This is a genomic window from Streptomyces javensis, assembly GCF_039525925.1.
Lineage (GTDB): Bacteria > Actinomycetota > Actinomycetes > Streptomycetales > Streptomycetaceae > Streptomyces > Streptomyces asiaticus.
Genome location: NZ_BAAAIF010000145.1, coordinates 1 through 10,417, shown reverse-complemented (window position 1 = coordinate 10,417; position 10,417 = coordinate 1). Strand labels below are relative to the sequence as shown.

The window sequence follows — 10,417 nt, the reverse complement described above, 5'->3', positions numbered from 1 at the left end:
CATCAGGTACCAAACGCATCAGCAATCTCCGCACCACCACAACCCCGTGCCGCGAAAATTAGCAGATACCAGTGCATTCAAGGTGAAAACGACCTCTCAAAGGGTGTTTTGGAAGTCTGCGACTTCCGTCCCCTGCTCTTCAATGGTTGTATCGAACTCGCCTGCGAGGCGACTGCATGCCAATGGCGCCAAGCCCACCAGTGTGGCGAACGTGATTAGCGTGAATTGGACGGCAGTCTAGGGCCCAACTCGACCTTACGTTGCTATGTCGATTACTTCCGGTCTTGTGGCAATCCTTGTGGCCCGGTAAGGTTGTTACATGGCGCGCATAGAATCATTCCATGGAATCAATGGAGACGTTCAACGTCTTCACGGTCCGGTTGCATGTGGCTATAGAAGCTTCGCGGTGGATGGTCGCGTGATTGTTCAGCTCGACACTTACGGATCGCCCGAGAGAGAGATCCCAAATAAGATTAGCCAATCAATCCAGCTGGACGTAAACGGCGCGCGCGAGTTGATCGGCATTCTGTTAGAGGCGTTCCCGGAACTGGGTCCTTAGCTAAAGTGTGTTGCAGAAAGCCGCGATCAGGGCATCTCCCTTGTATGGCTGGGGTGTTGAGGGCTGAGCGGGTGTGGTCGTGGGGTTCCCCGGGCTGCGGATCGAGCAGTTAGGCAGGCTCTTGAAAAACTATTGAAACCATGCCACCTGGCTCGTGGTCGTCGTCCTCGGCTACCTGCGGTCATGGCCGCGAACAAGGGACGAGACGCGAAAGCCGGAGCGACTTCTGCGGTCCGCTCTACATCGCAAGAGACTTCGTTATCGAGTCTCAGCGAGGCCGATCGCAGACTTTCGGCGTACCACCGATGTCGTGTTCACCAAAGTTCGCGTAGTTGGGTTCCTCTAAGGATATTTTGTGCACTTTTGCCCCAGGTGTCATGGTACGACGGTCCAGCCCTGCGCGTTCAGCGCCGGGTGGGTGTCGGCGTCACGGGCCCGGTTTCCGTCGGATCTTCTCTTGCCAGAACTCCGCTCGATTGGTGGCGGGCCGAGGTCTGGGGACACGAAGGCATGGAGGCAGCGGCCGAGTGGATCAACCCAGTTGTAGGAGAGGGCGGGCGGGGTCTAGCAGCCCTTCCCTTGGGTCACCCTCGACGTGCGGTAGGCGAGCTTGTTTAGGCAGGGCGGGACTTGGCCCCGATGTCAGTGCCGTGCGGTATTTATTGATGGAGCTGGATGAACTGGTCTCTTCCAGCAACGCTTGAGACGGGAGCACCGCTTTGTCGAGTGACGCCACGGAAGTCCTGTTCGAGGAGATCGACCTCACGCCGTCTCCGCAACTGCTGGAGGCATTGGGGGACATCCCCTATAAGGCGTGGCAGTGTCTGGCGGAACTGATCGACAACTCGTTCGACGACTTCCTGACGGACCCGGACCGCAGCGAGGCGCAGGAGGTCTGGATCACTCTGCCGAAGCCCATCGACGACGATCCGATTGTCAGTCTGCTAGACAACGGGCGGGGCATGAGCCTGGAGAACCTGCAGAGTGCGCTGAAGGCTGGCTATAGCGGCAAACGTAGGTATGGCAGCCTCGGGTTGTTTGGTATGGGATTCAACATCGCCACAGCCCGTCTGGGGCACCACACTGAGGTGCGGACCACACGGGCAGGTGACCCAGACTGGCTGATCGTGGAAATCGACCTACGCCGCCTCGCGCAGAACGACAGCTTCAGAACGCCTCTCCGGCGGGAGCCCAAGCAGGACGTCTCCGATCATGGCACGGAAGTGATCGTCCGTCGCCTGCGTACCGAAATCGCCGAAGATCTCAAGAAGGTCAATCGACATGCTTCGGTCCGCGCTGATCTTGGTCGTGTCTACTCTTACTTGCTGCGGGGTGAGAACCCGATTCCCGGAGTTCCGGACGGCCCGATGGCGGGGCGCGGTTTCCGGTTGAAGGTGAACGGCAAGACCGTCTCGCCCAGACTGCCCTGTGTCTGGTCGGCGTCGCGTACGGTGACCAAGGAGGGGCGGGAGATCGCCGCTGTCAAGTCCGTGAACATTCCTCTGGCGTCTGCGCTGGCTTGCATGAAGTGCGGTCACTGGCAGAACCCAAACCTCGCGCTGGAACGGTGTGCGGAGTGCGACGGCGACGACATGCAGCTGCGCGAGCGCCGTATCCACGGCTGGTTCGGGGTCCAGCGTTACCTGGACGAGAGCGACTACGGGATCGACTTCCTGCGCAACGGCAGAAAGATACGGATCGGCGACCGTTCCCTATTCACTTGGGAGAATCCGGACGACGGGACTCTGGTTCCCGAGTACCCGGTGGATATCCCCGCCACTCAGGGCCGCATCGTGGGCGAGATTCACCTCGATCACGTCCCGGTGGGTTACCAGAAGACCGATTTTAACCGGGAGAGCCGGGACTGGCGACATGCTGTCGTCGCGCTGCGCGGTGAGGGGCCGATGCGCCCGAAGAAGGCCAAGGCGCTGGGATACCCATCGAATTCCTCGCCCCTCGGGGAGATTTTCAAGGGCTATCAGGAAAATCGCCCGGGTGTGGGTTGTCTGATCCCTGGCAATGGGAGCACAGCTATCCACGAGACGGCTCGGGAGTGGGGTGTTAAGTTCCACTCGGGCCAGCACCCGGAGTTCCTCTCGGACGAGATCTGGTACCAGGCGGTACTGGCCCATGACGAGAACCGAGGCAATGGAGGGGTGCCCACACGACCGACCAGCAGTGGTGGGGCCGGCGGGCCTTCGCTGGCGGGCCGCACTGGACTGACGCCTCTGGGCGATGCGCCGAATGATGGCCCCGACCTGGGTGGCGTGGCGCCCACCTCGACACCTGCCCCGGCGCCTGAGCCCGAGCCTGTGGAGACCGAGGAGCAGCGCTTCGAGCGTTACCGTGCCGGCGCTCGCCAGGTCTTTGACTTGACGGGCGAGGTGACTCTGCCGCGACTTGGCCGCAAAGCCGTGACGGTCTTCGAGACGCGCACGCCCTTGCTGGACGATCGCGAGCGGCCGGTCCCTTCGCTGGCTCGACTTGGAAAGGGCGTGAACCTGGAGGTGTTTGTCCACGGCGAGCACCTCGTATTCCGTGAATATGGACGCGACCCCCGCGACTACGCGTTGATGGAGATCGCACAGACTCTGCACGCTTTCGAACCGGATGGGCAGAAGGTGACAGCGGTCGCGGCTGAGGTCACACGGCAGTTCTCCGACCAACGGGTCACCGAGTCAGCACTACGCGACCGGGCTGACTCACTGTTGAGTCGTGTGCGAGAGCTGATGACGCCCATTGTTGCGCCCATGGCCGACGAACTCTGGGAGGCGGTGCCAGAGGCGGTGAGGCTGCGTGCTGAGCGGGACGCCGGGCGAGCGGACGCGTCTCTCGACTGGCCTACCGTCGTCAAGCAGGGGGATTTCGTGGCTCACTTGGACGCTGCCGGGATCGCGGCCGTCGTCCGGGTGCGTCCAGCCGCCTTCTTGGACGGAGCGGTGTTCAAGACGTCCTGGCGTGGCTGGTCAGATACTGCGGTAAAAGATAGGCAAGTGACACAAACCGTGCGTCCTTTGGAGGTTATCAGTGAATTCCTGACCGACCCAGGAGCGAAGACCCGACTGGAGCTCTCCTTGGCTCGGATCACTTTCGACATGCTCGACCAGAGCATTGCCGGATCTGTGTGAGCGATGACTACCTCGTTCATGGCACCAGATTTCTTGCGATGGGTGGGGCCGTTCGGTTTCACCCGTCAGCTGGAGCGGCTAACGCTTCACCTGGGTTTCACCGACGTCGTCAACATCGACGGTGCGAACGACCAGGGCGGCGACATTCTTGCCACCCGCGAAGGCCGCTTGTGGGTGTTTCAAGCCAAGTGGAAGGCGGGTGCGGCGGTGCCACCCAGTGCCATCGATGAGGTTCTGGAGGCCAAAGCCCACTATGGTGCCGACCGCGCCGTAGTGGTCACTAACAGCCGCTTTGGTCCGCTCACCCACAAGCGTCGCGACAGCCTCGCGGCGGTTGGCATGCGGGTGGAGCTATGGTCTGGTCAGGAATTGGTTGACCTCTACTCGGACGACCGATTCACTGCTGACCGGCTGCCGTCCCGTAGGCTGCGCCCCTACCAAGGCGAGGCTTTGCGGGCGCTCGTCGGGGATTTGAAGAGCGCCGACCGTGCCTTGCTGGTCCTGGCAACTGGCCTGGGGAAGACAGTGGTTGGCGGCGAGGCCATCGACCAGCACCTCCGCGTGAACTCTCAGGACAAAGTCTTGATCGTCGCCCCGGCAAAGGATCTGGTGGAGCAGCTCGAGCGAGCATTGTGGCATCACCTGCCCAAGAGCGTGCGCACTCAGCTCTTGACGGGTGACCACCGGCCCGACGACCTGCGAGGAGTTACCTGCGCAACCACAACGAGCGCTCTCAGCTACGCCCGCGCTGGCTACCGCCCCGCGTTGGTCATGGTCGACGAAGCTCATCACGTCGCCGAGGACGGCCAGCTGGCCGAGCTTCTAGATGTCCTCCGCGCGAGCCAGATCTTCGGGGTCACCGCTACGCCCTGGCGTGGTGATCGCTTCGATATCCGCACGCGCTTTGGCGAACCGAGCTACATGCTGGGTATCGAGGACGGCATGCGGCTGGGTTACCTGTCCGAAGTCTGTTACCGGCTCTACGCGGATAACATCGACTGGGACTTCGTCCGTGGTATGAGCGACCACAGCTACTCGATCAAGGATCTCAACGCCCGTCTGTTTCTGCCGGAACGAGATGAGGGGGTGCGTGAGAAGCTGATTGAGGTATGGGCGCGTACCCAGCAGCCCCGTGCGGTCGTCTTCTGCCGCACCATCGAACATGCCGAACGCATGGCGGTGCTGCTCGCAGAGGTGCCGCAGTGGCGGGGGGCACTCGCTGTTCATGCGGGTCTCAGCAAGCGGGAACGACAGTCCCGATTGATGAGCTTCAGGAGCGGCGAAGTCCCGATCCTGACCGCCGTTGACATCCTCAACGAGGGCGTTGATATCCCGGACGTGAACATCCTTTGCTTCGCTCGAGTCACGCACAGTCGTCGGGTCTTCGTCCAGCAGCTTGGCCGCGGTCTGCGCCTGCGTCCGGGGAAGTCGCATGTGGAAGTCCTTGACTTCGTCAGCGACATCCGCCGCATCGCCGCTATCTTGAACATCCGCCAGCAGATCGCAGAAGACGAAGTCGAGACCTTGCGTTTGCGGGAGCGCGGCACGAGCTTCGACTTCGCCGACAAGCGGGCGGAGAGTCTGATGCGTGAATGGATCAAGGACGCGGCCAGTCTGGAGACCTCGTTGGACAAGAGTCGCCTTCAGTTTCCCGACCCGGCCGCCTTTGGGGGGTGAGGGATCGATGAGTGACATCGATGAGGAGATCCGCCGCGAGGTGATCGCCGAGGTGTACCGGCAGGTCGACGAACTCGACTGGGACGGCATGGCTCCACGTGAGCGGTCTCAGTGCTACGTACGTTGGATCGACGACCCACGCATCGGGGGCAAGCTCACGCGTTTTATCGAACGCGATCGCGTCCGCGTGTGGATCAAGGATGGACCGATCAAAGAGCTCCCGAGGGCGAGGTTTGGCATCGGCCCCTACGCCCCGTTCGCGGTTAGCCGCTACCCAGGGATGGAGCAGATCGCGCACCAGGCAATTGGGCCGGACTGGTTTGCCGACCCCGAGACAGTTGATGTCAAACCCAACCGCTGCCTAGTCCGAGGGCCTGAGTCGGACGTCCTGATGATCTGGGGGCCGGCGGCTAAGCTCGCCGACCTTGTATGGGCGGGCATCAACGCCCGAGTGGATGGCGGAGCGGAGCCGCTCATCATCGTTACGTCGCCGCAGGGAACACGCCTCAGCGAGGGTGAGATGCTTCGGCATCGACTCCTCGCCAAGCAGGCGAGCATCGAGCTGCGCCACATCACGCTGCGACTCACGCGCGTGTGACGGCGACACGTTCCAGGCACCGCCACGCCCTTCTGATATGTGTACGGCAGGATCGACGCCCGATCGGCGTGCGTGAGCGGATAGGGCAGAACAAGGTGGATTCGGTGGCACGCGGACCGTACGTCGTAGTCCGCTGACCTGCGGGAACCGTACTTGGCGGCTTTACCCAGAACCACCTGCCATGATCTTGCGGGGACTCGAAATGCGTACGTAGGTCAAGAGTTCGATTCCCTTAGGCGGCTCCAGGAAAGCCCAGGTCATCTAGTCGATGGCCTGGGCCTTTTCTTACGCGCTCACCTTGCGCGGCCGGAACGCGATGATCTTCGCGCCCTCCTGTGAAGTGAGCCCCGGAGCCGGGGCGGAAGAGCGAGGGACCACGGCGGTGGTCGCCTCGGCGGCCGCGATGGCGGCTCGATGCATGACCGACTGACCCAGCGCCCGCAGTCTCGGCGTTGGCATCGGTGCCCTCCTCAGGTTCGGCGGCTTCTGGCCGACTGCTGCGCGGCGTCAGCGAGCGATCGTTTCCATGTCGCATCGGGGAGCCTGCGGCGATGCCGTCCAGAGACAGTGCTGTGTGGTGGCGAACAGGTCGAGCGAGCGGGCTGGTGGATCATGCGGGTTGGCGGCCCACAGCCCGCGTCTGCGGGGGTGTGGCCGGCGGAGACGAGCCAGATCACCCAACAGGCTGCGTCGATCCATGCGGCGTCGCGGGTATGCCTCGGGCCTGTGGAAAAGGGGCTCCCCGGCAGGGCTTTCCGGCCCGGGAGCCCCTCGTGAGTATGACCGTCAGCTCAGCTCGGCTTGCCACTTCCCGCGGCCGAGGAACGTACGACCATCAGCCATGATGTCCACGCGGGCCCCTCGCACCGGTAGCTCGCCGTGACTCAGCCAGTAGTCGCGGACCTTGTCGAGGGCGTCCCACAGCCGGCGGGGGCCGCCCTGGTGCACGGTGGGCCGCTCGTTCCCGGTCGCCGTCGCACGGGCCCACGATCCGTCGGCGTGTGCCATCAGCGCGACGCGCTGCTCGCCGTCCTCCCGGTACTCGTGCTCGATACCGGGCGCCTCGACGTCGAGCATGGATGCGAGGTCCCACGCGTTCGCCACGTCGATGACGGGGTACGGACCGCGGGTGATGTCGTCTCCGTCCAGTTCCGCGGCCTTGGCGAGGCGAACGGCCGCGCCGGGCGGGTAGTCGTCACCGTGGCGAGCGTGCATGAACCCTGCCCGGTCCCACTCGACGCGTCCGGTCGCGCCTCCCCCCTCCTCGTCCTTCTCGGCTGTGACGAGGAGGGAGGTGCCGGCGATCGTGGTCACCAGCCGACCGCCGGGGCGGAGCACCCGGAGCCAGCCTGCGGGGATGGTGCGTACGGACACGGTGGCGACGATCCGGTCGAAGCTCGCGGAGTCATAGGGCAGATCCCCGGTCGCGTCGATCGTGTCGAGCGTGGGAGCGACTCCAGCCTCGCCCACCCGCTTGTGGGCGGCCTCGGTCAGGTAGAGGTCGACATCGACGCTCGTCACTTGCTCGTCGCTCAGCCGGCGGGCAGCGAGGGCGGCCCCGTACCCGCTTCCCGTGCCCACATCGAGCAGCCGGTCGCCATCGTCGATGCGGGCATGCTGGAACATGCCCACCACCAGGCTCGGCAGCGTGGCCGAGGATGTCGGTCGGCCGTGCGGCCGGTCGGCCTCCGTGGCGTAGTCGGCGTGTAAGGGACCGACACGGGTCACGAGCGAGGTGTCGCGGTACGCCGCGTCGAGCCAGCGATGCGGGTCTGAGGGGCCGTCGTGCAGTTCCCAGCCGTCCGAACCGCGCTCCCACCATCGGGGGACGAACAGGTGCCGTGGCGTGGCGGCGACGGCCGGCGCCCATCGGGAGTGCCGGTGTGTTGCGGCGCTGGCCAGAGCGACGGCGCGGGCGGACCAGTTCACGAGTGAACTCCAAGAGAGGGGGGCGGGGCGGGTGCGAAGTGCTTCGGGGCGCAGGCGGGCGTACGGGCGGGGTCGCAGTCGTTCGAATCGGCCGGGGTACAGGCGTCGGCGCGCGGTTCGGGCACGGCTGCAATCATCTCGCCCCATCGGTCGCTGTGCAGGATCGCGGCGAGACGCTGATCGCGGACGTTGCCGGCGACCATGAAGCGGCTGAGGATGCAGCCGGACACGGCCCCGTCGGGGGAGACGGACACGCGGTGCCGGAAGCAGTGCCCGCACAGCTCGGCGGCGATCGGCATGCTCGTGTCCGGCCCGGCCGCACGTCCGACCTTGCGCATACGGTCGACCTGGATTTCCTTGATGCCGAGCCGGTGCAGCTCCGCTTTGGCCTGCTCGACGCGCTGCCCCTCGATCACTTCGACGATTCCGGCACGCATCGGGATACCGCGGCGGACCGCTTCGACGATGTTCGCCCTGGTGCGGTCGAGGCTTCCCCGCGTGCGGGTGATCTCCTCGTGCTGCGCCCGGTCGTCGCTGTAGTAGGACGTGGCGAGGCAGACGCCCTTACGGCTGAACGAGTCCCAGAGGGACGGCCGTACGTGGGTGAGGTTCGAATACACCTCGACGCCGAGGCCGGCGTCGAGCGCCTCGTCGATGAACTGCGGCAGGTGCGGCGAGAGGGTCGGCTCGCCGCCGATGAACTGGATCAGGGGGATGCCCAGTTCGGCCACGTCCGCGATGACGTGCGACCAGTCGTCGCGGGTCATGTGCCCGGAGGGCGCCTGCGGGCTGCTGTCGGTGCAGCAGTGGGTACACCGGAGTTGGCAGGTCCCGGTGATCTCCAGCTCAATGGATTGGATACCGATCACGGTAGCTGTGCTCACGTGAGTGCCTCCATGAGTAGACGGGTGCGACCCTGACCCTGCGGTCGCCTGGGGTGGTGCACCGCCCCCGCGCCGCGGGGGAACCGGTAAAAACGCGGGGGCGGCGGTCAACGGGCGGCGTGTTTCGCCGGTTTCCGGCGGCGCCGGCCCGCCCTCGCCGGGGAGGGTTGGCACCCGGCGGGGGCGGGGGACTGTGGGGGCTTGGGCGGCATCAGCAGGGGAGCGGCGAGCAGGTTGTACCGGGCGTCGTAGTCGGTGACGCTGATGCGGTACGGCTCGGCGGCTGCGAGTGTCAGCAGGGCCTGCTCGTACTGGCCGGGTTCCTGAGCCCATGCGTATAGGTAGGCGTGAGGGCGGGGACACGTAGGCCCGGTGGGGACGACGGGAGCCCTCCCGAGATAGGGCTCGCCAGGGTGGGGGGCGAACAGGCGGGCGAGACGCAGCGCTTCGGCTTGCATCCATCGGGCAGCCAGTCGAGGTGTGGGCGCTCGGTAGGTGGCGAGTATGACCTCGCGGGTGCCGCTTAGGTCGTGGGCGGTCGTAGAACAGTGGAAGGCGAGGGGGAGCCGCGCGGAAGTGTGTGCCGAGCCAGGCGGAGCGAGCGTCAGCACAGCCGCGCTCACGGCTTACCCCCTCGGGCCTGGTGCCGCTGCTCGATGATGTGGTCGAGCTGGATTCGGTACAGCTCGACCTGTGCGGGCTCCAGAATCAGGACCGACTCGGACATGCCGCCGTCTTCGTGGTGGACCAAGACCGGTAGGGCGGCCTGCTGCGCCCGGTGGTCGTAGATGACATCCCGTTTCAGGGGACTGACGTGGGTGACCGGCACGGGCACGGGGCGCAAGGTGTCACCGCTGGACGGGGCCGACCATTCCCGGCCACCTCCCGGCGGGCGCAGGTGGTAGGACGCCGAGCTTGCGCCCGGTACACGGACGACGACGCCGATCCGCCCGTTCTCCGCGAGGTCTGAGGCGAGGTCGCCGAGCCGGGGGCGAAACGGGACGCCTGCGCTTAACTCGGCGCCCTGCGCGGGCACTTGCTTCGAAGTCTGTTCGGCCATGCCCCGAAGCTAGGAGCAGGGCAGCAGCCGAATATGAACCGCAGGAATATCACCCTCATCCATCGAGGTGAAAGCGGTCTGACATGCGGCGCAGCTTCTCACGGGTGGTCGCCCGTTCGGCGTAGACGAGGCTACGCAGGGTTGACCGCGCAATGGGGTGGTTGCGGATGAGCTGGGGCGCGATGTGTTCGGCCTTATCCAGTTCCTTCAACGCCTTGTCCCGGTTTCCATCCCAAAGCCACGCGCGGGCAAGGTCCATGTGGTGGTGTCCCTGACGGGAGTTGGGGAGCCCGGCGACAAGTTCCGAACTGGTCTTGCGGTTTATGGCCAGAGCCCTCCGCTGCTCGCGCATCTCAAGCGCAACGCTGATGGCGTGGATCTGGACGTTGCCCGGCGAGAACGTGAGCGAATGCCGGTCGTACAGCGGGGGGCCGGAGCATTCGCCCAACCGATCTGCGGCGTCCCTGGCGTGTGCGATGCGGTCTTCGGCCTCCGCCCGGCTTCCGCCCCGTGCTGCCGAAACCGCCGCGCGCAGTTGCAGCGATCCCCATGCGCGAATGGCCAGCGGTTCGCCCTGGTCGT

8 protein-coding genes and 1 pseudogene are annotated in these 10,417 nt (G+C 65.0%); 4 read left to right on the top strand and 5 right to left on the bottom strand.

The genetic code is table 11. The features are described 5' to 3' along the window. From ABD329_RS46630 to ABD329_RS46615, 4 genes are all read left to right on the top strand, one after another. A partial coding sequence (locus ABD329_RS46630) for a hypothetical protein (protein ID WP_344318115.1) occupies positions 1-219 on the top strand: 219 nt, incomplete at its 5' end. Positions 220-1,278: 1,059 nt separating this feature from the next. Next, complete coding sequence (locus ABD329_RS46625; protein ID WP_198280341.1) at positions 1,279-3,687, top strand: ATP-binding protein; 2,409 nt, start codon at positions 1,279-1,281, stop codon at positions 3,685-3,687. Positions 3,688-3,690: 3 nt separating this feature from the next. Beyond that, entirely contained in the window at positions 3,691-5,364 is a 1,674-nt protein-coding gene (locus tag ABD329_RS46620) for a DEAD/DEAH box helicase family protein (RefSeq protein WP_198280340.1), read from the top strand. Positions 5,365-5,371: 7 nt separating this feature from the next. Then, a complete protein-coding gene (locus ABD329_RS46615; protein ID WP_198280339.1) occupies positions 5,372-5,962 on the top strand; it encodes a hypothetical protein in 591 nt (196 codons plus the stop codon). 285 nt (positions 5,963-6,247) lie between these two features. Here the strand turns inward: ABD329_RS46615 and ABD329_RS46610 are convergent, their stop codons facing one another. From ABD329_RS46610 to ABD329_RS46590, 5 genes and pseudogenes are all read right to left on the bottom strand, one after another. Next, positions 6,248-6,421, bottom strand: coding sequence for a hypothetical protein (locus ABD329_RS46610; protein WP_198280338.1), 174 nt, complete (start codon positions 6,419-6,421; stop codon positions 6,248-6,250). A gap of 327 nt (positions 6,422-6,748) precedes the next feature. After that, positions 6,749-7,891: a methyltransferase domain-containing protein gene (locus ABD329_RS46605; RefSeq protein ID WP_198280337.1), complete on the bottom strand. Its 1,143-nt coding sequence runs from the start codon at positions 7,889-7,891 to the stop codon at positions 6,749-6,751. Then, the gene (locus ABD329_RS46600; protein ID WP_344318114.1) at positions 7,888-8,775 is read right to left on the bottom strand and encodes a radical SAM/SPASM domain-containing protein; all 888 of its coding nucleotides are present in this window, start codon (positions 8,773-8,775) and stop codon (positions 7,888-7,890) included. The genes ABD329_RS46605 and ABD329_RS46600 overlap by 4 nt, the downstream gene beginning before the upstream one ends. 619 nt (positions 8,776-9,394) lie before the next feature. Continuing rightward, on the bottom strand, positions 9,395-9,835 hold the full coding sequence (locus ABD329_RS46595; protein WP_344318113.1) for a hypothetical protein: 441 nt from the start codon (positions 9,833-9,835) through the stop codon (positions 9,395-9,397). 55 nt (positions 9,836-9,890) lie between these two features. Further along, positions 9,891-10,417: pseudogene (locus ABD329_RS46590) on the bottom strand (helix-turn-helix domain-containing protein); the annotation flags it as partial.